We start from the raw sequence: 21,405 nt of genomic DNA, 5'->3' as shown, positions 1-21,405 counted from the left end.
GCCGATCAGAGGATGCTGGCGATGCGCGGCAGCGACAGCTTTGGCTTCCGGCCTTGTTGTGGGCGGGGGTCCCGGTGGGCCAGCTTTTCACGCAGCATGGTCCGTCCCCGGTGGATCCGCGAACGCACTGTGCCAAGTTTTACTCCCAGCGCGGCGGCCACTTCATCGTAGGAGAGGCCTTCCAGATCGCACAATACGACGGCGGCGCGGAAGTCCGGCGGTAATTCCTCCAGTGCGGCCTGGACGTCGAGGTCGAGATTGTTCAGCTCGAAACTCTGCTCGGGACCGGGCTCACGCCCGGGGATCCGGGACTCCGCGTCTTCGCCCAGCGCGTCGAAGCGAATCCGGCTCTTCCGGCGTGCCTGGTCCAGGAACAGGTTGGTGGTGATCCGGTGCAGCCAGCCATCGAGGGTTCCCGGCTTGAAGTTTTCCAGGGAACGGAAGACGCGCACGAACACTTCCTGGGTGAGGTCCTCGGCGTCGAACTTGTTTCCCGTCAGGCGGTAAGCGAGCCGGTACACCTTAGCGGAGTGGTTGGCCACCACTTCTTCCCAGGTGGGACGAACCCATGCGCCGGCGGAAAGTTCTGTTGCAGGGACAGGTGTCACATCTGATGCTGACATCGTCCACTCCCATCGTGGATTGCTATCGCCCGGATACTGTTGACATCTCTGGTTCGGCGCCGATCACCTCGCGGATGAGCGGATCTCAATCATTTCAAATTTGGCTGGGAATTTCCTGACCGGCGGCGCCCTTCAGCCGACGGCGCAACGGATTCCTTCCGCGGCTGACACGATGGGACACAGTAGGCTGTACTAGACACTCCCCTGCCGCCCAGAAAGCGAATCCCCCATGAGCGCCGACAAGTCCACGAGCTGGTCCTATGCTGAAGATCTGCCCGCCGAGGACGAGGTCATGGTACGTGCCAGGGAGCGCTCCTTCGAGTTAGGCGTAACCCCCATCGGGACGGGTGTCGGCGCGGTCCTGACGGTGTTGGCCGCAGGGTCCAAAGCCCAGACCGCCGTCGAAATCGGAACGGGCGCTGGCGTCTCGGGTGTCTGCATTCTTCGCGGCCTCGGTCCCCATGCCGTGCTCACCACCATCGACGTTGACGTGGAGCACCTGAAGGCTGCCCGCGAAGCGTTTTCGGAGGCCGGCAGCCCAGCGAACCGCACCCGGACCATCTCCGGCCGTGCAGGCGATGTCCTGCCGCGCCTGACCGATGCCGCCTATGACCTGGTGTTCATCGACGCCGACAAGCCCGGCCTGCCTGGCTACGTGGAACAGGCCGTCCGGTTGCTGAAGACCGGTGGACTGCTCATCATCAACGACGCCCTGGACAAGGACCGCGTCGCCAACCCGGCCGCCCGTGAAACTAACACCGTGGTTTTGCGCCAGGTAGGCAAGTCAATCCGCGACGACGACCGGCTGGCCTCAGCGATGCTGCCCACCGGCGACGGCCTGCTGGTAGCCGTCAAGAAATAGAACAGGGCCCGCAGCCTGTAGCTGCGGACCCTCGCCCCACGGGTGACCCGGTCCCGAAATTATTCGGTAACGCCCACGAGGCATTCCTTAAGGTTGGCCGCCTCCGCAGCGTTAAGTTCCACCACAAGACGGCCGCCGCCTTCGAGCGGTACGCGCATGATCAGGCTGCGGCCCTCCTTGGTGACTTCCATAGGGCCGTCGCCCGTGCGTGGTTTCATAGCCGCCATGAGGAATTTCCCCTCCATTTAGTCCCAGGACATAACAGCCCGGGCGGGCTGTGTCCGCGTGGTCAAATCAAGCCGCCATGGCGGCCCGTACTGATGCCGCCATTGCTGAACATTCTGAATCCTGCTGTCCCTGCTTACTCCCTATTATCCTGTAATTACCCGCGCGTAGCTAATCGATGGACATTTACGGCCGCGTCGGATTCCCTGATCCGCCGGAGCGGTGCCGTGGACCATCACGGCGGATAATCGCCGCCGCCCGGAAGCTGGGCCCACGCCCACAACCAGACGATCCACACGATCTGGAGCAGGACGAACATGGTCAGGACGGTGCCGCGGTAGGCCCTCGAGCGGGACAGCAGCGCCGCCCCGAGTGCCAGCGGAAACAGCGGAAGCAGCATGCGGAAGGTGCTGGTTTGGGGGTGCAGGAACAGCAGGAGGTACCCCATGTAGCAGGCGCACCACAGGCGGAGCTCTGCACCAAGCCTGACCACCGGTTTGCAGAAGAGCAGGAGCGCAAAAAGTGCCGTGAAGACGAACGGCGCCGGGATCCCCAGGACAGGACCGAAAAGGTCCACGCCAGTATCAAACCAAGGTTTGAAGGGCACCAGGTCGTCGCCCCGCCACACCGTTTCGGTCTTGGTATAGGCGGCAATGTCGCCCGTGGCGGCCMAGGCCGCGGCCGGCCAGAAGAGTGCAGCGGCGCTGCACAGGGCGGTGAGGCCGGCGAGGGCCACGAGCTCGCGCACGCCGTGGGCCCCTGCCGGGCCGGTGCGGATCCGTTCCACCACCCTGGCGATCAGGAGAAGTCCAAGCATGGCCGCAAACGGAACACCCACCGGGCGGGACAGGCACAGGAGCACCACTGCCGGCATGGCCCATAGATAGTGCTGCCGGACCACCAACAGCAGCGTGGTGGCCAGGAGGAAAATGGTAAGGGGTTCCGCATAGGGAACCTGGAGGACGGCCGAGGCGGGAAAGGTTGCGAAGAACGCCGTTCCCCACAGCGCCGTACCGTGCGATGCCCTGTGCCTGAACAGGCAGTACACGGCGAGGGCGGCGCCCAGTCCGGAAAGCATTGCCACCACCGTAAGCGCCGCGGCCGGGCTGGCTCCCGTCAGGCCTGCCAGCGCCCGGCCAAGTGCAGGGAAGAGCGGGTAGAAGGCCCATGCGTTTTCCTGCACGTTGCCCGCGGCGTCCGTAGGCAGCGTTGAGGGATACCCGTCAGTGACGATCCGGTCATACCACCGCGCATCCCAGATGTTGATGAAATTCCAGTAGTCGGGCGCGGGAGGAAACCAGGGATTGGGCCCCTGGTGCCGGGCAGCGGCGATAAAGATGCAGGCGCTGACCAGGCGGGCCGTGACATAAAGGGCGGCTACCTGCAGCCACCACGGCCAACCCCGGATGAGGCCCTTGGCGCGGGCGCCAAAGGCGGTGATGGACGCCGTCGGGCCCGTCCTGTCACCCATATCAGTGCTCAAGCGCCGGGCTCCGGCGCAGCCGCCCGTTCGATGTCGAGCAGCCGGGTCCGGAGCTGCGCCAGTTCGGCGTCCTTGGCAGCCAGCTGGTCGCGCAGATCGTCAAGGACCTGGTCCACCTGGTCCATCCGGTAGCCACGGAGGCCCAGCGAGAACCGGACAAGGTCGACGTCGGCTGGCCCCGCATCCGCCGGCAGCAGCACCGGCGGCAGGTTGGCCGGGGGCTGGGCGAACCCCGCGTAAAGCAGCCCTCCGCCCTGAGGAACATCGTCCGCAGGGGCGGCGGTGGGCTTGGCGCCCCGTCCCAGGTTGCGGCGGACGCCGCCCAGGATGCCGCGGGAGCCACCGGCGCCGGCCCAAAGGGTGGCACCGATCAGCACAACAGCGAGGAAAACCAGGAAAAAACTCACAGCACCCATCGTGCCAGATCCGGACGGGCAGCCTATTCGGGCCGCTGCTCCCCATTAGTTGAGGGGGCCCGGACCGTGCCGTGCAGCACCAGGTCCACCGCTTCGGCGGGATCGTCCACGACCTGGATCAGGTCCAGGTCCTTTTCGGAAACCATGCCCTCGGCAACCAGTGTGCCGCGGATCCATTCGACCATCGGACCCCAGAAGTCGACGCCCAGGAGCACGATCGGGAAGGAGGTCACTTTCCGGGTCTGGACCAGGACCATCGCCTCAAAAAGTTCATCCAGGGTCCCCAGTCCGCCGGGAAGAACAATGAAGCCTTGGGCGTATTTGACGAACATGGTCTTCCGCGCAAAGAAATAGCGGAAGTTGATGCCCAGGTCCACCCACTGGTTCAGTCCCTGTTCGAAGGGCAGCTCGATGCCCAGGCCAACGGAGACGCCGTTGCCTTCCACCGTGCCGCGGTTGGCAGCCTCCATTGACCCCGGTCCCCCGCCGGTAATGACCGCCACGCCGGCGGCTGCCAGGTGCCTGCCCACCGCCATGCCCATTTCATAGAACGGGCTCCCCGGTTTGGTTCGCGCCGAACCGAACACGCTGACGGCCGGCCCCAGGTCCGCGAGGGCCCCGAACCCCTCCACGAATTCGCTTTGGATCCGAAGGACCCGCCACGGATCGGAATGGACGAACTGCCCTGCGCCCTTGGTATCGAGCAGATGCTGATCGGACATCTCCACAGCTGCCTGTTTGCGGCGTAGTTCGAGGGGACCCTTACGGCGCGGCTGAGTGGATTTTGCCGGATCTGCGTTGATGCTCATCCCCCTAGGCTAGTGCCCCGGTGACGTGCCAGTGACAGGTATCTCTTGAATCACGATTCCGCGTGAACATGGCGTGATTCCCGTCATAAGCGGTCTTTGTTCGCTAGATTCTTCTTATGACTACTCATGTGCCCGGCGACGCGCTCGTCTCCCTGAATGGTGTGAATAAGCATTATGGTCAGCTGCACGTCCTGAAGGACATCAATCTCCAGGTCAAGAAGGGCGAAGTGGTTGTTGTCATCGGACCCTCAGGTTCGGGCAAGTCCACGCTGTGCCGCGCCATCAACCGCCTGGAAACCATTGAGGGCGGCACCATCAGCATTGATGGCAAGGTGCTGCCGGAGGAAGGCAAGGAGCTCGCCCGGTTGCGGGCCGACGTCGGCATGGTGTTCCAGTCCTTTAACCTGTTTGCTCACAAGACCATCCTTGAGAACGTCACCCTTGGACTGACCAAAGTCAGGGGCACGCCCAAGGCGCAGGCGGATAAGGAAGCGATGGCTCTGCTGGAACGTGTCGGAGTGGGTGCGCAGGCCCCGAAGCTGCCCGCACAGCTCTCCGGCGGCCAACAGCAGCGAGTGGCCATTGCCCGCGCGCTGGCCATGAAGCCTAAGGTCATGCTCTTCGATGAGCCCACGTCCGCCCTTGACCCCGAGATGATCAACGARGTCCTGGACGTCATGGTCCAAYTGGCCAAGGAAGGCATGACCATGGTTGTGGTCACGCACGAAATGGGCTTCGCCCGTAAGGCAGCTGACCGCGTGGTCTTCATGGCCGACGGTCAAATCGTGGAGGACGCAACGCCCGAAGAGTTCTTTACCAATCCCCAGAGCAACCGGGCAAAGGACTTCCTGTCCAAGCTCCTCACCCACTGACCACTTCGCACTCGCACCCGGCCGCTCACCCGCAGCCACCAATGAAAGGTACCTGATGAAGACATTCTCACTACGGAAGAAGCCGATGCTGCTGGCAGCAACCGCGGCTTTGGCGCTGAGTCTCAGCGCCTGCGGCGGAACCGGCGGCGGCACTTCAACCTCCAGCGCGGACGAAGCCCCTTACAAGGTCGCCGAAAACGTCTCAGTGTCGGGCAGCCCAACGTTTGACGCGATCAAGTCCGCCGGCAAGGTACGTATCGGCGTCAAGCAGGACCAGCCCGGCCTGGGCTTCAAGGACGCGGCGACGGGCGAATACTCCGGGTTCGACATTGAAATCGCCCAGTGGATCGCCGCCTCGCTCGGCCTCAGCAAGGACAAGATCGAGTWCAAGCCSATTCCKTCGGCCAACCGCGAGTCCGCCATYACCAACGGYGACATYGAYTACTACGTCGGCACGTACTCCATCACGGACAAGCGCAAGCAGCTGATCGACTTCGCCGGGCCGTACTTCGTGACGGGACAGGGTCTCCTGGTCAAGAAGGACAACTCCACGATCAACACCGAGAAGGATCTCTCGGGCAAGAATGTCTGCTCTGCCACGGGGTCCACACCGATCCAGAACATCAAAGCGAACTTCCCGGACACCAAGACCACTGAGTTCGACACTTACTCACAGTGCGTCGAAGCCCTGAAGAGCGGCCAGGTTGACGCCGTCACCACTGACCAGGCCATCCTGCTCGGCTACGCTGCCCAGGAGCCTGACAGCCTGAAGGTAGTGGGCGAACCGTTCACCACTGAAAAGTACGGTGTGGGACTGAAAAAGGGCGACACCGCCCTCCGCCAGTTCATCAATAAGACGCTCACCGACGGCGGTTCGGTATGGCAGAAGATCTATGACAAGACCCTCGGACAGTCGGGCACCAAAGTCCAGCAGCCCGCAGTAGATAACTACTAACCAACGTTGTGGGGCGGCCGTACTGCCGCCCCACAGCACCTGCTGAAAGCGACGATTCTGTGAATACGCTGCTGAATAATTCCGACCTCTTCGTCACAGGGTTTCGGAATACGCTCATACTGTTTTTCTTCTCGGCAATCTTTGCCTTGATCCTCGGCACCATCGTGGCCAGCCTTCGCGTGTCGCCCGTTCCGGCCATGCGGGCAGCGGCGACGGCTTACGTCAACATTGTGCGTAACACCCCACTGACCCTGGTGCTCTTCTTCTTTGCCCTGGGCTACCCGAAGCTGGGACTTGTCCCGATCGACTTCACGACGGCGGCCATCATCGGCTTGAGCCTCTACACAGCCACCTACGTGGCGGAAGCAGTCCGCTCCGGGATCAATACTGTTCCGGTAGGGCAGGCTGAAGCCGCCCGCGCCATAGGACTTCCTTTCACCCAAACCCTGACCCTGGTGATCCTGCCGCAGGCTTTCCGGGCAGTCATTCCGCCGATGTTCAGTGTTTTCATCGCGCTGCTCAAGAACACGACAGTCGCCGCAGGTTTTTCCGTTTTTGAGGCCGGCGCGATCCGGGCGAATCTTTCCGAACGCGGAGAGYCCGCGCTCACCGGGCTCCTGTGGGTTGCCTTGGTCTTTATCATCCTCGTATTCATGCTTTCCGCGCTTCAGCGAAAACTTGAACAGAAGTGGAAGGTCACCCGATGAGCTCCGTTCTCTTCGACGCCCCCGGCCCGAAAGCCCGAACACGCTACCGGCTGCTCGGTGTCCTGACGGCGCTGGTGATCCTCCTGATAATCGGCTTCGTGATCCTGCGCTTCGCCGAAAGCGGCCAGTTTGACGCCAAGAAATGGCAACTGTTCACGTTCCCGCTCGTACAGCAGACAATTGCCCAGTCCGTGGGGGCAACGCTCTCGGCGTTTGCCACCGCGGCTGTCCTAAGCCTTGTGCTGGGCATTCTGCTGGCTTTCGGTCGATTGTCGGACCGCAAGTGGATCAGCCTGCCGTGCTACGGATTTACGGAGCTTTTTCGTGCGGTGCCGCTGCTGATCCTGATGATGATCTTCTACTATGGGCTGCCTACGGTCGGCGTCCAGGGGATCACGCCGTTCATTGCAGTAGTGGCCGGTCTGGTGCTCTACAACGGGTCGGTCCTGGCGGAGGTGTTCCGCGCCGGCATCGAATCGCTGCCGCGGGGCCAAAGCGAGGCAGGCTACGCAATCGGTCTTCCGAAGAGCGCTGTCATGACCAGCATCCTGCTCCCCCAGGCCGTCCGGGCCATGCTCCCGGTCATCATCTCCCAGCTAGTGGTCATCCTTAAGGACACCGCGTTGGGCTTCATCGTCACCTACAACGAGATCCTGTTCCAGGCCAAGTTCTTTGGCAGCCAGAGCCAGTACGGTTCGCCGATCATCCCGGCCGCAATTGTCGCCGCCGTACTTTACGTCGGCATGTGCCTGATACTGGCGGCGCTGGCCAAATGGCTGGAGAAGCGCCTCTCGCGCAAACCCGGCGCTGCTGTCATTCCGGCGGCGGCGGTCCCGGCGGAAGTCTAGGGGCCGGAGCACTGGCAGCAAAGGGCGCGGATCCTCGGGATCCGCGCCCTTTGGCTTGCCCCGATTCTTAGTTTGAGAGCCAGCTCCGCAGCGCCCGGAGGCATTCGCGGATGGCATCGGCCTCGACGTGTTCCTCGTCCTTGTGGGCCAGCAGCGGATCGCCGGGGCCGAAATTCACCGCGGGGATGCCCAGTTCGCTGAAACGTGCGACGTCGGTCCAGCCGTACTTCGGTTTGGGCTCGGCTCCGACCGCGGCAACGAAGGACGCGGCAGCCGGGTGGTTCAGCCCGGGACGGGCGCCGGCAGCAGCGTCAGTGCGCACCACGTCGAAGCCTTTCAGCAGTTCGCGGACATGCGCCTCTGCCTGGTCAGGGGACTTGTCCGGCGCGAAGCGGTAGTTGATTTCCACCACACACCGGTCCGGAATGACGTTTCCCGCGGTGCCGCCGTTGATCTTCACGGCGTTGAGGCTTTCGCGGTAGTCGAGGCCGTCCACATTGATGGTCTGCGGTTCGTATGCTGCCAGCCTGGCGAGGATCGGCGCGGCGGCGTGGATGGCGTTGCTGCCCATCCAGGCCCGGGCGGAATGGGCCGCCTCCCCCACGGTGGTGGCTTCAAAGCGGCTGGTGCCGTTGCAGCCACCTTCCACCGTGCCGTGCGTCGGTTCCAGGAGAATGGCGAAGTCGCCGTCCAAGAGGTCACCGTGGTTGCGGACCAGGCGGCCCAGGCCGCTCTTCACGGCTTCCACTTCCTCATGGTCGTAGAAAACAAAGGTGACATCCCGCTTCGGTGACGCCCCGCCGTCGAACATGGTGGCCGCCAGCGCGAGCTGCACCGCGACTCCGCCCTTCATGTCGGTGGCTCCGCGCCCGTAGAGGACGCCCTCCCCCGGAATGCCGGATTCCCAGGTCGAAGGAACGGTGCCGCGGGCGCCGTCGGTTGTAGGCAACGGCACGGTGTCCAGGTGCCCGGCAAGGATGACGCGTTCCGGCCGTCCCAGTTCGGTGCGGGCAATAATCGAGTCACCGTCCCGGACCACACGGAGCTGCGGAACGGCGCGCAGGGCCACCTCGACGGCGTCGGCCAGTTCCTTCTCATTCCCGGACACACTGTTGATATCCATCAGGGCGGCGGTCAGCACGGCAACGTCCTGGCGGAGGTCCAAAGGAACGGTGGTCGGGTCAGGAGCGGTCTCGGTAGTCACGTTGCCAGTCTAGTTCGAACCGTATGCCCGCCTCTCGCTAGACTGGGGGCATGACTGAGACCGCTACCTCCGCCGCGCCCAAAGACCAGAACGCAACCTCCGAAGACCGCTCCGCGTACGGCTTCGGCTTGGCCACCATCACCACCGCCACCGCCGCCGGCGAGGGCACCGTGCTGGACGTGTGGTTCCCGGCACCGGCCCTGGGTATCGCGGCCGACAGCCTGCGTGCCGTGGAGAACGCGGACGCCACCTTGGTCCAGCTCGCCGAGGACGGCACCGACGCGGACCGTGGCACCGAACAGAAGGTGGTCTTCGTCCAGATCAACCTCGATGAAGCACCGGCAGACACTGCCGACGCCTATCTTCGCCTGCACCTGCTCTCCCACCGGCTGGTGCAGCCCAACACCATCAACCTGGACGGCATCTTCGGCAAGCTCCCGAACGTTGTCTGGACCAACTTCGGCCCTGCCGCAGTTGAGGGCTTCGAACTGACCCGCGCCAAGCTTCGCCGCCGCGGCGCCGTCACCGTCTACGGGATTGATAAGTTCCCGCGCATGGTGGACTACGTTGTCCCCTCCGGTGTCCGGATTGCCGACGCAGACCGCGTTCGCCTCGGTGCCCACCTCGCCGAAGGCACCACGGTCATGCACGAAGGCTTCGTGAACTTCAACGCCGGCACCCTGGGCACCTCCATGGTCGAAGGCCGCATCTCCGCCGGTGTGGTCACCGGCGACGGCAGCGACGTCGGCGGCGGCGCCTCCATCATGGGCACCCTCTCCGGGGGTGGCAAGGAGCGGATCGCCGTGGGCGAGCGCGTTCTGCTGGGCGCCAACTCCGGCGTCGGCATCAGCATTGGCGATGACTCAGTGGTGGAAGCCGGCCTTTACGTAACCGCCGGCACGCGCGTGCGTGTTCCCGGACCCAAGGACGAAGTGGGCGAGGACACCACCAGGATCGTCAAGGCAGCGGAGCTCTCCGGCGTCCCCAACCTGCTTTTCCGCCGCAACTCCACCACGGGCGCCGTCGAAGCCTTGCCGCGCAAGGGGCAGACGGTAGAACTGAACGACGCCCTCCACGCCAACTGACGCGGTGGTGGCTAGGGGACGTGGCTTTCGGCGCGCCACAGTGCTCCTGCTCGCCCTGGCACTCTTAGCCGGCGGTATTTATACGGTGGTGGCCTTCGTGCAGCGTTCCGAAACACTGGTTACGGAACGCTGCACGGCCGACACCGGCACACAGTCAGCGGAACTCGCACTCGACCAGACGGCTAATGCCTCGCTGATTACCGCAGTGGCCGTCCGGCGCGGGCTTCCGGCACGGGCAGCCAGCATCGCCCTGGCAACCGCGATGCAGGAATCGAAATTGCGCAACATTGACCACGGCGACCTGGCCGGCCCTGACTCCCGCGGACTGTTCCAGCAGCGCCCGTCGCAGGGGTGGGGTACCCAGGAACAGATCATGGATCCGTACTATGCCGCCAACGCGTTCTACGACGCCCTGGTCAAAATACCCGGCTATGAGTCTCTGGCGATCACGGACGCCGCCCAACGCGTCCAGCGCTCGGCCTTTCCCACCGCCTACGCCGATCATGAAGTGATGGGCCGGACCTTCGCGTCTGCTTTGTCCGGCCAGACTCCGGAAGGGCTTCAGTGCACGCTGCGCGCACCGCAGGAGGCGGGCCAGCCGGACATGGTGGACACGGAGCTGACCCTGGCCTATGGGGCGCTGGCGACCGCGGTTGAGGGCGAGTCGCTGGTTGTTGACGCCAGCAGCAGCCAGGCATGGTCCGTGGCCCAGTGGGCTGTGGCCAACGCCAAGGACCTGGCCGTGACGCAGGTGGATGTTGCCGGCCGCAGCTGGCTCCGCAAGGACCAGGCCGGCTGGCAGGTATCCGACGCCCCGGCGGGCCAAGTGACAATCACCGTCGCGCCCGCGCAGTAGACAGCCAGGCCCCGCCGGAGAGTTGGTTCATCAGCCGGCGGGGAGCCTGGTCAGGGGTGCTTTGTTTCCTTTGTGAGTGAGTCGACCAAGGTTTTGACCCGGTCGTGGATCTGGTCGCGGATCCCGCGGACCGTTTCGAGGGGATGGTCCGCCGGGTCCGGCAGGTCCCAGTCCTCGTAGCGTTTGCCGGGGTAGACAGGGCAGGAGTCGCCGCAACCCATGGTGATCACAACGTCCGAGGCGCGCACCACGTCATCGGTGAGCGGCTTGGGATACTTCCGGGAAAGGTCCAGCCCCAGCTCGGACATCACTTCCACGACAGTGGGGTCGAGCTCTGCCGACGGAAGGGAGCCGGCGGACCGGACGTGAATCCTGCCTTTGGCTTCGACGGTGAGCAGCGCGGCGGCCATCTGGGACCGCCCGGCGTTCTGCACGCACACGAACAGGACCTCAGGCACCCCGCCGGCCACCGCTCCCTTGGACTTGGCCAGGGCGCTCAGCCGGTCGTTGGCGAAGTGTTCCGTGGTGGCGGGTAAGTAGGCGGTGACCTTCGCGGTCCGGGCCAGCGCCGCATAGGACTCAAAGACGTAGCGTTCGACGGTTTCGGCGGCAAAAACCCCGGCAAACCTGTCCGCGAGACGCGCGCTGATGCGGTGCAGGAGCTCGGTGTTGTCCTGCAGTCCGAGTCTGGCTTCACGGTGTTCAGTCATGACGACACTCCAGCCGCCGGGACGTCACAACTTGTGCCGCCGTCGGAGGAGCAGACTCCTGTTTGGGGAAGTACCAGATGGACGGTGTCCGCTGCTGCCTGGTCTCCGGCGAGGGCTGCCGCGACCGAGCGGACCTGCTCGTAGCCGGTGGCCAGCAGGAAGGTCGGGGCACGCCCGTAAGACTTCATGCCGACGATGTAAAAGTCTTTCTCCGGGTGTGCCAGCAGCATCGCGCTGTGCGGCTGGACTGTGCCGCAGGAGTGAAATTCGGGGTCGATCAGCGGGCCCAGCCCGGTGGGTGCTTCCACGGCAGGGTCCAGGTCCAGGCGCAGCTCGCGCAGCATGTCCAAGTCCGGGCGGAAGCCTGTGCAGGGGATGATGACGTCGGCGTCCAGGGTGCGTCCGTCGACGGCTTCGACACTCACATGGGAGTCCAAGGTTTTCAGTACGGAAATGCCAAAGCCGGTGAGCAACTCAATCCTTCCCGTCTCGACCAGCCGGCGGAGCCGGGAGCCGAGCTGCCCGCGGGCGGGCAGGCCGTCAGCGTCACCGCCGCCGTAAACCTTCTCGGCGGATGCCCCTCGCACGGCCCACAGTATCCGGGTGTCCGGTTCATCCTTGGCCAGGTCGGCGAGGTTGATCAGGGTGTTGGCGGCGGAGTGCCCGGCGCCGACCACCAGCACCCGGCGGCCGGCGAATGAGGCCCGGTCCCGGCCAGTGACGTCGGGCAGTGGCGAGGAGATCCGGTCCGCGGCGGTGTTCTCGCCGATGGCGGGCAGGCCGGAGGTTCCGAGCGGGTTGCGGGTGGACCAGGTTCCGGAGGCGTCGATGACCGCGGATACGGTGTGGTCGCGGACCTCACCGTCCTGATGCTGAACCCGGACGATGAACGGGGTGGTCTCGCGGTGGCGGGTATGGGTCTTGTCCATACCGGCCCGGGTAACCGCGATGACCCGGGCGCCGGTTTGCAGCCGCGGGCTGATGGCCGGGAGTGCCGCCAGCGGGGCGAGGTAGTTATCGATGAATTCCCCGCCGTAGGGAAGGGCCGTGGGCTTGCGTGGTTCCCAGCCCGTGGCTTCGAGCAGGCGGACGGCGGCGGCGTCGAGGTTGAACCGCCAGGGTGAGAACAGCCGGATGTGGCGCCATTGTTCGATGGCAGCGCCCGCCGTCGGCCCGGCTTCGAAGATCACGGGCTCGAGGCCATGCTCCAGCAGGTGGGCCGTGGCGGCGAGACCGATCGGTCCGGCGCCGATGACGGCCACGGGAAGGTTCTTCAGTGCATCCATGCTGTCCTCTCTTAGCAGCAGTCCTACTTGGCGGCCGGGATGAGGGACCCGATGAGTCCTTCGATGCGGGCCTTGATCTCGTCGCGGATCGGCCGGACGGAGTCCACGCCCTGGCCGGCAGGATCCTCCAGAACCCAGTCCTCGTAGCGCTTGCCCGGGAAGATCGGGCACGTGTCGCCGCATCCCATGGTGATCACAACGTCCGATTCCTTCACGGCCTCGGTGGTCAGGACCTTGGGGATCTCGGCAGACATGTCGATGCCGAGCTCTGCCATGGCTTCGACGGCGGCCGGGTTGACCTTATCGGCGGGCTGGGACCCTGCGGAGCGCACCTCGATGCTGCCCTTCGCCAGAGTGGTGAGGAAAGCCGCTGCCATCTGGGATCGGCCGGCATTGTGGACGCAGACGAACAGAACGGAGGGCTTCTTGGCAGTCTCAGTGCTCACGTGGTTTTCTCCTGTTATTTACATTGATGCTTGTCGATGCACGAAGTATTGAACGGTAGATCGATGCTTGTCAATATTGGTGGATGAGGCCTCTTAGACGGCGTGCAGACGGGGCGCAAGGCCGTCGATGCGACGGGCGATGTCGGCGTAGGTGCTTTCGAAGGCAACGGCGGTATTCAGCCGGAGCGGATCCGGGACGGACCAGTGGATCCCGCCCAGGTTCGGGATTTCCTCGTGGGCGCTATCGCACACCGTCACAACGAAGTCTTCAGCGTGAACCACGTCATCGAGCCGGCGCGGGGAAAGATCCGCGAGAGCGACGCCGTGGCGGCTTGCAACACTGATGGCGCCCGGGGCGATGCGGTCCGCGGGATGCGTTCCCGCAGACGCTGCAGGAATTTCGCTCACCTGCTGCCAAAGCGCAGTTGCCAGTTGCGACCTGGCGCTGTTGCGGGTGCAGACGAAGAGGACGCGGCGTGCCGCATGTTCGCGGCCTGGCGCCAGCCCGTCCAATGCACCCGCGGCGAGCCGGATATAACTACGACGCTTATCCGCCTCCGAGCGGTGACGGATTGCGAGGCCCGCGCCCTCCAGGGTGCGCAGATGATGCGACAGCAGGTTCGAGGCCATCCCCAGTTCGGCCTGAAGCTCCGTGGGGGAAAGGTCTCCCAGCGTCAGCAGGTCCACGATGCGCAGCCGCGCAGGATCCGCGAGCGCCGAGTGCTTGGCGACGCGCGCCCGGAACGCTTCAACTGGATCAGTATTCATTGATTCAATTTTGACTGAGCTAATTCCTTCCGTCAAGCTGTTGGCATGACTTCTCAACAACCACCGCTGTGGCGCCGCGCCGCCGCCGAACTGCTCGGCACCAGTTTGCTCGTGATGATCGTCGTCGGCTCCGGGATCGCCGCCCAGCAGCTCTCCCCCAATGATGTGGGCCTGCAGCTGCTCCAGAACAGCACCGCCACGGTTCTCGGTTTGACGGTCCTGATTCTCGTGCTGGGGCCTGTCAGTGGCGCGCACTTGAATCCTGCGGTGTCTCTGGTGGACTGGATCCTGGGCCGGCGCAGCGGAACAGGGCTGACCCTGCCGGAGCTCGGCACCTATGTCGTTGTCCAGACCATCGGTGGGATCAGTGGCAGTGTGGTCGCGAACGCCATGTTCGAGGTGGGCACCTCCATCTCGGTCAAGGAGCGGGCCACCACCGGGCATCTCCTCGGCGAGGTCGTCGCCACCGCAGGGCTCGTCCTGCTGATCTTCGCCCTGGCCGCCACAAAGCGGGGCGCCCTCGCAGCTCCCGCCGTGGGCGCCTACATCGGCGCCGCATACTGGTTCACATCCTCGACGTCGTTCGCTAACCCCGCGGTGACAGTCGGCCGCATCTTCAGTGACACCTTCGCCGGCATCGCACCGGCGTCCGTTCCCGGCTTTGTAATTGCACAACTGATCGGCGCAGCCGTTGGGCTCGGCCTGCTGCTGACGCTGTTCCCGTCCGCTGCCCGGGCCGCGGATGACGTGGTGGTGCCGCACAGTTCCGCCTCGAGGAGCTCCTAGCTCTCGCGGCTCGCCAGCCCCAACTATCCTGTTCCCGTTCGCCACGGTTTTCACGGTCGCCACCAGCTCATATATTGATGATGATCAATATTTAGGCATAATGGGAACATGAACCTGCTTCCCGTACTCGAGCCCGGCACGGATGACTCCTGCTGCGCCCCGGCAGGAGCGCCTGCCCTGGGCGCCGAGGAGGCGAAACAGAAAGCCCTGGTCTTCAAAGCGCTTGCAGACCCTAACCGGCTCCGCCTGCTCTCCATTGTCAAGGCCGAGGCTTCCGGGGAGTCCTGTGTGTGCGACCTGACCGGGCCCCTGGATCTGGGTCAGCCAACCGTCTCCCATCACCTGAAGATTCTGGTCGAGGCCGGGCTGCTGCACCGCGAAAAGCGCGGCACATGGGCTTACTACTCGCTGGTTCCCGGCGCTTTGGAAGAGACTGCCGGGCTCCTGGCTACCCTGTAAGCCGAAAGCCCGGTTCCGGCGACACTCGTTGTTCCGACGTCCTCAGGCGAGGATTTCCACAACCGGCTGGACGTAGCTGCGGAAGAGTTCCGGCTGCGACATAAGGTTGTGGCTCATGATGATCTTGTCCGGCTCCAGGTACCAGGCACGCTGTTCGGTCAGCGGCAATTCAATGATGGTCAGCGTGAAGTCCCGCGCCTGCCGGCCAACCTCCATGAGCCGGTCATCCACCATGTCTTCCAGGATCTGGTCCGAACCGCTGGCTACCCGCTCCGCCTCCAACCGGGCGTATTCACTGCGGCGTTCCCGGGCCCAGGTCAGGGCTGCCCCGAAATGCGCCTGCAGGACACGCTGGAGGGCCGGGGAGTTGCCGAAGGCCTCAAAGTCCGGTGGGGATAGTTCCGGCGCAGTCTGCGGATGGGCCTTGAGCAGCTGCTCCCACCAGGCTTCCCACTCGGTTTTGAGCGCGCTTACACCGCCTACGTCGGCAGTGAGATGATGATGGTCTGCATGGCGGACCTTCGGTGCGGCGTGTGAGAGCGCAGGATGGCCTGCGCCGTCGAGGCCTGCCGCGTCTCGGATAAACAGCGCGATCATCAGGGGTCCGGACGTGTCCGTGGTGATCTGCCAGTCGGAACCACCTGTTTGATGCATTCCATTTCCTCCTCTGGCCTGCCTACCGGCTTCCGGCCGCTTCGCTCCCAGGATCCCAGTCTATTCCCGATGTCAGCGGACGGTAATGTCAGCTGACCAGGCTCCTCACGTGCCGGTCCAGGACGTCAAGGCACATCTGCGCAGTCATCCATTCAGGCTGGAGGAGGGCGTGCATGCACAGCCCGTCCAGCGTCGCCAGCAGCCTCTCCGCCTCGACCGTCAGCGAGTGGTGCCCGTCGCCGTCGTCCTTCACCAGGGTGGTGATTACCTGACCAACGACGGCGGCCACCTCCCGGTGGCTGCGGTCGCCTTCTGCGGAGAGGTGGGGCCGGATCCTGGCGGCGTTCTTGAAGGCCATCCAGACGCAGGCATCCACTGCCCGCTCCTCGTCAAGCGGCAGGAATTCACCCAACAGGGTTAAAACCGCCTCGTGGTGCGCGGCCGATCCCGGCTCGCTGGCCGCGATCGCCGGCAAAGCCGCCGTGAGCCTTGCCAGGATCCGGTCCACGACGGTGGCAAACGAAAACCGGAGCAGTTCGTCACTTCCGGCAAAGTAATGCCGGACGGAACCCACGGCCAGGCCCGCTTCGTCAGCCACCTCGCGCAGGGACGCCCTTTCGAGTCCGTCCACCGCGATGATCCTGAAGACCGCTTCGACAATTTCCGCGCGCCGGGCTTCGGCATCAACAATCTTGGGCACCCTTATTATTTAGCACACCCGTGCCGGAATCCGTCCATCGGCGGAATTGGGATAGCGTTGAGGCATGAAAATTCTGGTCACAGGTGGCACCGGGTACATCGGCTCGCACACTGTTTTGTCATTGCAGGAAGCCGGTCACGAGGTAGTGGTGATCGATAACCTGGTGAACTCCAGCGAGGAATCGCTGCGGCGTGTTGCCGAACTCAGCGGCAAGACCGCGGACTTCCATAACGTCGACCTCGTGGACGAGGCTGCAGTGGACAGTGTCTTCGCCGGCAACGGGATCGAGGCCGTCATCCACTTCGCCGGCCTGAAGGCCGTGGGCGAGTCCGTCCGCGAACCACTCAAGTACTACTACAACAACCTTGTTGGCACGCTGAACCTGATCCGGGTAATGGACCGCCATGACGTCCGCTCCATCGTCTTCAGCTCCTCCGCCACCGTCTATGGCGAGCACAACCCCATTCCCTACGTGGAGAAGATGGAGATCGGCGCCAACAACCCGTACGGCCGTACCAAGGAGCAGATCGAGGACATCCTGGCAGACCTGGGCGCCGCGGACAGCCGCTGGCACGTCGCCCTGCTGCGCTACTTCAACCCGGTGGGCGCCCACCCGTCCGGCCGCATCGGCGAAGATCCCCAGGGCATCCCCAACAACCTGGTGCCGTTCATCGCCCAGGTGGCGGTGGGACGCCGCGAGAAGCTGATGGTCTTCGGCGGCGACTACGATACCCCTGACGGCACGTGCCTTCGGGACTACATCCATGTGGTGGACCTTGCCGAAGGCCACGTGGCAGCCCTCAACCACGTCGCTGACCGCGAAGGTGTGTTCCGCTGGAACCTTGGCTCAGGCAAGGGCTCCTCCGTGCTGGAGGTCCTCCGGTCCTTCGAGAAGGCCGTGGGCCAGCCCATTCCGTACGAGATCACCGAACGCCGCGCTGGTGACCTGCCCGCGTTCTGGGCCGACGCCACCTCTGCCCTGGCCGACCTGAGCTGGTCCACCACCAAAACCGTGGACGAGATGTGCGAGGACCACTGGCGCTGGCAGAAGAACAACCCGCAGGGCTACTCCTCGTAGCCTCCCCATCCGTTGCTCCGTAACTGCCGTTTTGAGGTCACCTTCGTGGAGAAGGTGACCGGCCGCCGTCGTACTCGAACCGGTGCTGGGCCCACACCGGCGAGGGGCCCGGACCGAGCTTGTGGGGTTTGGGAGCCGGTGGGGACTAGCGGACCGGGTAGTCGCGCTCGGGCTCGCCGATGTAGAGCTGGCGCGGGCGGCCGATCTTGGTGTTGGGGTCGGTGATCATTTCACGCCACTGCGCGATCCAGCCCGGCAGGCGGCCGATGGCGAACAGCACCGTGAACATCTTCTCCGGGAAGCCCATGGCCTTGTAGATCAGGCCGGTGTAGAAGTCCACGTTGGGGTAGAGCTTGCGCTGGATGAAGTAGTCATCGCTCAGCGCCTTCTCTTCCAGGCGGAGGGCGATCTCCAGCAGTTCGTCGTTCCCGCCGAGCTTGGTCAGGATCTCGTGTGCCGTGTCCTTGACGATCCTGGCCCGCGGATCGTAGTTCTTGTAGACGCGGTGTCCGAAGCCCATGAGGCGGACGCCGTCTTCCTTGTTCTTGACCTTCTCCATGTAGTCCTCGGGCTTGGTGCCGTCGGCCTGGATCTGGCGGAGCATCTTGAGCACTGCTTCGTTGGCGCCGCCGTGGGCGGGGCCGAAGAGTGCGTTGATGCCGGCCGACACCGAGGCGAAGAGGTTGGCGTTGGAAGAGCCAACCAGGCGCACGGTGGAGGTGGAGCAGTTCTGTTCGTGGTCGGCGTGCAGGATCAGGAGCAAGTCCAGCGCCTTGGCGATAACCGGGTCCACCTCATACTGCTCGGCAGGCAGGCCGAAGCTCAGGCGCATGAAGTTTTCCACGAGGTTCTGGGAGTTGTCCGGGTACAGCATCGGCTGGCCGATGGACTTCTTGTGCGCGTACGCGGCGATAACCGGCATCTTGGCCATCAGGCGGATAGTGGAGAGCTCCACCTGCTCGGCGTTGAACGGATCCAGGGAGTCCTGGTAGAAAGTGGACAGCGCCGATACGGCAGAAGACAGCACTGGCATCGGGTGGGCGTCCCGCGGGAAGCCACTGAAGAAGCCCTTGAGCTCTTCGTGCAGCAGGGTGTGGCGGCGGATCTTCTGGTCGAATGTTTCCAGCTCCGTGGGGCTGGGCAGGTTGCCATAGATCAGCAGGTAGGAAACCTCGAGGAAGCTGGAGTGCTGCGCCAGCTGCTCGATGGGGTATCCGCGGTAACGCAGGATGCCCGCATCGCCATCGATATAGGTAATGGCGGAGGTGGTTGCTGCGGTGTTCATGAAGCCGGGGTCAAAGGTGACTGCGCCCGTCTGCTTGAGCAGCTTGGAAACGTCGTAGCCTTCGTTTCCTTCAACAACCTTGATGCGCGGGAGCTTGAGCTCGCCTCCTGCATGGTGCAGGGTTGCGCTGTTGGTCTCAGTCATGGAGTCCCCTTCATGAGGCGCTTGGGCCTCTGTCGAAAGCTTGATCCAACCGGTGAGCCGTGGCACTGTCCCTGTTCATCCAGGAAATCCAACACCCGGGCTGCCTTCTTGTAGAAAGCCACCATTGATAGTCACTTAAAAAGTACCGCCCGATGGACTGGTGGCACTAATCGGCGGCCGTCTATTTGCCCACAAAACGCCGCGTTTGTGGCGCGAGTAACATGATTGTTACGGAGTCGAGGTCAGCCGGGCCACTGCGGCGTCGATGCGCTCGTCAGTGCCGGTGAGCGCCACCCGTACATATCCGTTGCCGGCGTCGCCGTAAAACACGCCTGGCCCCACCACAATGCCCAGGTCCGCAAGGCGTGCCACGGTTTCCCAGGTACTCTCCCCCGCGGTGGACCACAGGTAGAGTCCGGCGTCGGAATCCTTGATCTCCAGTCCAAAGTGCTGCAGGGCGGGCACCAGGCGCTCACGCCGGCCGCGGTAGAGATCCTTCTGGGCCAGGACGTGGGAGTCGTCGCCCAGCGCCACCCGCATGGCCTCCTGCACCGGGTACGGCACGATCATGCCGGCATGCTTGCGGCTGTTGACGAGGTTCGCCATGATGGCCGGGTCTCCCGCCACGAACGCCGCACGGTAGCCGGCCACGTTGGACTGCTTACTCAGCGAATACACCGCCAAAAGACCCTCATGGGACCCGCCGGCAACACGGGGATCCAAGACGCTGGGAACCTGCTCGCCGCCGCGCTGGGCGTCCCAGGGGCCCCACCCGAGCTCCGCGTAGCATTCATCCGAGGCCACCACGGCACCCAGTTCCCGCGCCTGGGCCACCAGTGCCTTCAGCGATTCGACGTCCCGCACGCTTCCGGTGGGGTTCCCCGGGGAGTTGACCCAGATCAGGCGCACCCTGGCGCGCGTGGCGTCGTCGAGCTCGTCCAGCCGGTCTGTCGCCACCGAAGTGACCCCGGCCAGCGTGGCACCGATGTCGTAGGTGGGGTAAGCCACTTTGGGGCGGACGACGACGTCGCCCGGCTTCAGCCCGAGCAAAAGGGGCAGCCAGGCCACCAGTTCCTTGGATCCGACGGTCGGCATGACGTTTTTCGGGTCCAGCCCCGCAACACCGCGGCGGCGGTCGAACCACGCGGCGATGGCTTCCCGCAGGCCTGCGGTGCCGTGCACGGTGGGGTACCCGGGGGCGTCAGCGGCTGCCTTGAGGGCCTCCTGGATGAGGACCGGCGTGGGGTCCACCGGTGTGCCGATGGAGAGGTTGACGGCCCCGCCGGGATGCTCCGAGGCCTTCGCGAGATACGGCGCCATCGCCTCCCACGGGTAATCGGGCAGGCTCAGGCCAAAAGTGTTCACTGCTGAGGTCACCGGGGCGGCCCGGTTCAGTTGTCTTGGTTCTGCGGCGGCAGGGCAGCAATCATCGGGTGGTCCTTACCCGTGTTGCCGATCTTCGCGGCACCCCCGGGTGAGCCCAGGTCATCGAAGAATTCGACATTGGCCTTGTAGTAGTCGGCCCATTCCTCCGGAGTGTCATCCTCGTAGTAGATGGCCTCGACCGGGCATACAGGCTCGCAGGCACCACAGTCGACGCACTCATCGGGATGGATGTACAGCGAACGCTCACCCTCATAGATGCAGTCGACCGGGCACTCCTCAATACATGCCTTGTCCTTGACATCTACACACGGCTGCGCGATTACGTACGTCACGTCCCTTGCCTCTCCACGTTGTTTCCGGCGACCGCCGGTACTTGAATCCGGCGAAATGATCCGGACTGTTGACTTCCGAGCCTATTATCTCCCAGTCCTTTCCCGCGAACCTAGCGGGCCACATAGTATGAACTGGTGAGTCCCACCCAGCCTACGCCCCAGGAATTTCTGGCCGCTGCTACGCCCGGAACCAGGGTTGTGGTCCGCTACCGGATCGACGGCGGCCTGACGGACGCCCTGGGCCACCTGGTGGCCACGGACGACGGCGACTGCACCGTCCGGACGCGGCAGGCCGACGTCGTGATTCCTTTGGACCTCGTGGTCGCCGCGAAAGCGGTCCCGCCCGCCCCTGAGCGGCGCGCGTCCCGCGCCCGCCGCTGACTTCCGGCATTCACTCTCCGGAACGGCATCCGGGCAAAAAGAAAG

General features: G+C 64.3%; 26 protein-coding genes. 11 read left to right on the top strand and 15 right to left on the bottom strand.

What is annotated here, in order from left to right:
* Window positions 1-5: 5 nt before the first annotated feature.
* Window positions 6-623: an RNA polymerase sigma factor SigE gene (gene sigE / locus AC1DIM_RS06510; RefSeq protein ID WP_477709674.1), complete on the bottom strand. Its 618-nt coding sequence runs from the start codon at window positions 621-623 to the stop codon at window positions 6-8.
* Between the two features lie 229 nt (window positions 624-852).
* On the opposite strand from sigE, the gene AC1DIM_RS06505 reads away from it, so the two are divergent.
* Window positions 853-1,485 (top strand): O-methyltransferase, encoded by a 633-nt coding sequence (locus AC1DIM_RS06505; protein ID WP_477709673.1) that lies wholly within the window; start codon window positions 853-855, stop codon window positions 1,483-1,485.
* A gap of 59 nt (window positions 1,486-1,544) precedes the next feature.
* Here AC1DIM_RS06505 and AC1DIM_RS06500 read toward each other — a convergent pair whose 3' ends face one another.
* The 4 genes from AC1DIM_RS06500 to AC1DIM_RS06485 all read right to left on the bottom strand — a co-directional run bounded on the left by AC1DIM_RS06500 (window position 1,545) and on the right by AC1DIM_RS06485 (window position 4,418).
* Complete coding sequence (locus tag AC1DIM_RS06500; RefSeq protein ID WP_009357720.1) at window positions 1,545-1,712, bottom strand: DUF3117 domain-containing protein; 168 nt, start codon at window positions 1,710-1,712, stop codon at window positions 1,545-1,547.
* A 233-nt stretch (window positions 1,713-1,945) separates the two neighbouring features.
* The gene (locus AC1DIM_RS06495; RefSeq protein WP_477709672.1) at window positions 1,946-3,181 is read right to left on the bottom strand and encodes a hypothetical protein; all 1,236 of its coding nucleotides are present in this window, start codon (window positions 3,179-3,181) and stop codon (window positions 1,946-1,948) included.
* An 8-nt stretch (window positions 3,182-3,189) separates the two neighbouring features.
* Complete coding sequence (locus tag AC1DIM_RS06490; protein WP_477709671.1) at window positions 3,190-3,609, bottom strand: DivIVA domain-containing protein; 420 nt, start codon at window positions 3,607-3,609, stop codon at window positions 3,190-3,192.
* 23 nt (window positions 3,610-3,632) lie between these two features.
* Window positions 3,633-4,418, bottom strand: a complete 786-nt coding sequence (locus AC1DIM_RS06485) for an LOG family protein (RefSeq protein ID WP_477709670.1) — start codon at window positions 4,416-4,418, stop codon at window positions 3,633-3,635.
* A 116-nt stretch (window positions 4,419-4,534) separates the two neighbouring features.
* Between AC1DIM_RS06485 and AC1DIM_RS06480 the strand changes: the two genes are divergently transcribed.
* From AC1DIM_RS06480 to AC1DIM_RS06465, 4 genes are read left to right on the top strand one after another with little or no spacing between them, the layout of a single operon-like run.
* Complete coding sequence (locus tag AC1DIM_RS06480) at window positions 4,535-5,290, top strand: amino acid ABC transporter ATP-binding protein (protein WP_477709669.1); 756 nt, start codon at window positions 4,535-4,537, stop codon at window positions 5,288-5,290.
* Window positions 5,291-5,345: 55 nt separating this feature from the next.
* Window positions 5,346-6,245, top strand: coding sequence for a glutamate ABC transporter substrate-binding protein (locus tag AC1DIM_RS06475; protein WP_477709668.1), 900 nt, complete (start codon window positions 5,346-5,348; stop codon window positions 6,243-6,245).
* A gap of 59 nt (window positions 6,246-6,304) precedes the next feature.
* Window positions 6,305-6,952, top strand: a complete 648-nt coding sequence (locus AC1DIM_RS06470) for an amino acid ABC transporter permease (protein ID WP_477709667.1) — start codon at window positions 6,305-6,307, stop codon at window positions 6,950-6,952.
* On the top strand, window positions 6,949-7,800 hold the full coding sequence (locus AC1DIM_RS06465; RefSeq protein ID WP_477709666.1) for an amino acid ABC transporter permease: 852 nt from the start codon (window positions 6,949-6,951) through the stop codon (window positions 7,798-7,800). Before AC1DIM_RS06470 ends, AC1DIM_RS06465 begins: the two co-directional genes overlap by 4 nt.
* A gap of 67 nt (window positions 7,801-7,867) precedes the next feature.
* Here AC1DIM_RS06465 and dapE read toward each other — a convergent pair whose 3' ends face one another.
* Window positions 7,868-9,004 (bottom strand): succinyl-diaminopimelate desuccinylase, encoded by a 1,137-nt coding sequence (gene dapE / locus AC1DIM_RS06460; RefSeq protein WP_477709665.1) that lies wholly within the window; start codon window positions 9,002-9,004, stop codon window positions 7,868-7,870.
* A 50-nt stretch (window positions 9,005-9,054) separates the two neighbouring features.
* Between dapE and dapD the strand changes: the two genes are divergently transcribed.
* Both dapD and AC1DIM_RS06450 read left to right on the top strand, forming a co-directional pair.
* A complete protein-coding gene (dapD, locus tag AC1DIM_RS06455; protein ID WP_477709664.1) occupies window positions 9,055-10,089 on the top strand; it encodes a 2,3,4,5-tetrahydropyridine-2,6-dicarboxylate N-succinyltransferase in 1,035 nt (344 codons plus the stop codon).
* 7 nt (window positions 10,090-10,096) lie between these two features.
* Entirely contained in the window at window positions 10,097-10,945 is an 849-nt protein-coding gene (locus AC1DIM_RS06450; protein ID WP_477709663.1) for a transglycosylase SLT domain-containing protein, read from the top strand.
* A 50-nt stretch (window positions 10,946-10,995) separates the two neighbouring features.
* On the opposite strand, the gene AC1DIM_RS06445 is transcribed toward AC1DIM_RS06450, so the two are convergent.
* From AC1DIM_RS06445 to AC1DIM_RS06430, 4 genes are all read right to left on the bottom strand, one after another.
* Window positions 10,996-11,655, bottom strand: coding sequence for an arsenate reductase ArsC (locus AC1DIM_RS06445; RefSeq protein WP_477709662.1), 660 nt, complete (start codon window positions 11,653-11,655; stop codon window positions 10,996-10,998).
* Window positions 11,652-12,941, bottom strand: a complete 1,290-nt coding sequence (locus AC1DIM_RS06440; protein WP_477709661.1) for an NAD(P)-binding protein — start codon at window positions 12,939-12,941, stop codon at window positions 11,652-11,654. The genes AC1DIM_RS06445 and AC1DIM_RS06440 overlap by 4 nt, the downstream gene beginning before the upstream one ends.
* A 23-nt stretch (window positions 12,942-12,964) precedes the next feature.
* On the bottom strand, window positions 12,965-13,387 hold the full coding sequence (locus AC1DIM_RS06435) for an arsenate reductase ArsC (RefSeq protein WP_477709660.1): 423 nt from the start codon (window positions 13,385-13,387) through the stop codon (window positions 12,965-12,967).
* Between the two features lie 93 nt (window positions 13,388-13,480).
* On the bottom strand, window positions 13,481-14,155 hold the full coding sequence (locus AC1DIM_RS06430) for an arsenate reductase/protein-tyrosine-phosphatase family protein (RefSeq protein ID WP_477709659.1): 675 nt from the start codon (window positions 14,153-14,155) through the stop codon (window positions 13,481-13,483).
* A gap of 45 nt (window positions 14,156-14,200) precedes the next feature.
* Between AC1DIM_RS06430 and AC1DIM_RS06425 the strand changes: the two genes are divergently transcribed.
* Entirely contained in the window at window positions 14,201-14,941 is a 741-nt protein-coding gene (locus AC1DIM_RS06425; RefSeq protein ID WP_477709658.1) for an aquaporin, read from the top strand.
* A gap of 108 nt (window positions 14,942-15,049) precedes the next feature.
* Window positions 15,050-15,400, top strand: coding sequence for an ArsR/SmtB family transcription factor (locus tag AC1DIM_RS06420; RefSeq protein WP_477709657.1), 351 nt, complete (start codon window positions 15,050-15,052; stop codon window positions 15,398-15,400).
* 42 nt (window positions 15,401-15,442) lie between these two features.
* On the opposite strand, the gene AC1DIM_RS06415 is transcribed toward AC1DIM_RS06420, so the two are convergent.
* Window positions 15,443-16,054 (bottom strand): hypothetical protein, encoded by a 612-nt coding sequence (locus AC1DIM_RS06415; protein ID WP_477709656.1) that lies wholly within the window; start codon window positions 16,052-16,054, stop codon window positions 15,443-15,445.
* 88 nt (window positions 16,055-16,142) lie between these two features.
* On the bottom strand, window positions 16,143-16,754 hold the full coding sequence (locus tag AC1DIM_RS06410; RefSeq protein WP_477709655.1) for a TetR/AcrR family transcriptional regulator: 612 nt from the start codon (window positions 16,752-16,754) through the stop codon (window positions 16,143-16,145).
* A gap of 64 nt (window positions 16,755-16,818) precedes the next feature.
* On the opposite strand from AC1DIM_RS06410, the gene galE reads away from it, so the two are divergent.
* Window positions 16,819-17,832, top strand: a complete 1,014-nt coding sequence (gene galE / locus AC1DIM_RS06405; protein WP_477709654.1) for a UDP-glucose 4-epimerase GalE — start codon at window positions 16,819-16,821, stop codon at window positions 17,830-17,832.
* A gap of 145 nt (window positions 17,833-17,977) precedes the next feature.
* Here the strand turns inward: galE and AC1DIM_RS06400 are convergent, their stop codons facing one another.
* The 3 genes from AC1DIM_RS06400 to fdxA all read right to left on the bottom strand — a co-directional run bounded on the left by AC1DIM_RS06400 (window position 17,978) and on the right by fdxA (window position 20,979).
* Window positions 17,978-19,261 carry a citrate synthase gene (locus AC1DIM_RS06400; RefSeq protein ID WP_477709653.1) on the bottom strand — a complete coding sequence of 428 codons (1,284 nt, stop codon included), beginning with the start codon at window positions 19,259-19,261 and terminating at the stop codon, window positions 17,978-17,980.
* Window positions 19,262-19,489: 228 nt separating this feature from the next.
* Complete coding sequence (gene dapC / locus AC1DIM_RS06395; protein WP_477709652.1) at window positions 19,490-20,638, bottom strand: succinyldiaminopimelate transaminase; 1,149 nt, start codon at window positions 20,636-20,638, stop codon at window positions 19,490-19,492.
* Window positions 20,639-20,652: 14 nt separating this feature from the next.
* Entirely contained in the window at window positions 20,653-20,979 is a 327-nt protein-coding gene (gene fdxA / locus AC1DIM_RS06390) for a ferredoxin (RefSeq protein WP_441868881.1), read from the bottom strand.
* A 135-nt stretch (window positions 20,980-21,114) separates the two neighbouring features.
* Here fdxA and AC1DIM_RS06385 point away from each other — a divergent pair, with 135 nt between their 5' ends.
* Complete coding sequence (locus AC1DIM_RS06385) at window positions 21,115-21,360, top strand: putative acetyltransferase (protein ID WP_477709651.1); 246 nt, start codon at window positions 21,115-21,117, stop codon at window positions 21,358-21,360.
* Window positions 21,361-21,405: the final 45 nt, after the last annotated feature.

The sequence above is a fragment of the Pseudarthrobacter sp. 01T43 genome, from assembly GCF_056398665.1.
This window is presented reverse-complemented; position numbering and strand designations above follow the sequence as displayed.